Consider the following 909-nt stretch of genomic DNA (forward strand, 5'->3'; position numbering starts at 1 on the left):
TGTGCCGATCTTCCTGACGTGTCGCACGTGGAGATCGATATCGACGCCAATCCCGCCGCCGCCAAGCGGCTGTCGGTGTTGTCGCTGCCGACCACATTGATCTTCGACGCCGAGGGTCGTCAGCGCTACCGGAGCGCCGGGGTGCCGAAGGCGGGCGACCTACGGGCCGTGTTGCAGCCGCTAGTCGCCTAGCCCTCGAATCATCAAGTCGTCGAACGCCTTTCCGCCCGTGCATCGGGTGTGAGCTCGGCGAAGTATTACTCACGGTGAACTTAATGCGGGCATGGAATGCGTTGTCGCCCCGAGCGTTGCAGAGTGGGTTAGTAACGAATCGGAAGGCGTGCCATGACCGAGCTACATCTGGCCGTTGAGCTGGACGGCTACGGCTGGCACCCACACGCGTGGCGGTACGCCTTCGCGCACAACGCCACCGGTGGCGGGCACCTCAGCGGTCGGTACTGGGCCGGCCTGGCCGCCGTCGCGGAGCGGGGCCTGCTCGATTTCCTGACCATCGACGACTCCTTCGATGTTCAGCCGGGGCGGCGGCCCGAGATATCGCCCCGCCGGTTGGCGGGCCGCGCGGATGCCGTCCTGGTCGCCGCGCGCATCGCGCCGGTCACCACCCATATCGGTTTGGTGCCCGTCGCGACCGTCACCCACACCGAACCGTTTCACGTGTCCAAAGCCATTGCGACGCTGGACCACATCTCGCACGGCCGGGCGGGCTGGCAGGTGCGGGTGAGCGCCACCGCGCACGAGGCCGCGTTAGTGGGACGGCGGCCCGGCATCGAGGCCGAGCAGCTGTTCGACGAGGCCGCCGACGCCGTGGAGGTGGTGCGGCGGCTCTGGGACAGCTGGGAAGACGACGCCGTCATCCGTGACGTGGCCACCGCGCGTTACATCGACCGC

Annotated in this window: 2 protein-coding genes; both read left to right on the forward strand. The window is 67.9% G+C overall.

Annotated elements, in window-relative coordinates:
- The coding region (locus A9X05_RS00320; RefSeq protein ID WP_197498850.1) for a thioredoxin family protein at positions 1 to 192 on the forward strand (192 nt) is incomplete at its 5' end.
- Positions 193 to 345: 153 nt separating this feature from the next.
- On the forward strand, positions 346 to 909 hold a 564-nt coding region (locus tag A9X05_RS00325), incomplete at its 3' end, for an LLM class flavin-dependent oxidoreductase (RefSeq protein ID WP_156736167.1).

The sequence above is a fragment of the Mycobacterium sp. E3298 genome (genome assembly GCF_001666895.1).
Taxonomy (GTDB): Bacteria; Actinomycetota; Actinomycetes; order Mycobacteriales; family Mycobacteriaceae; genus Mycobacterium.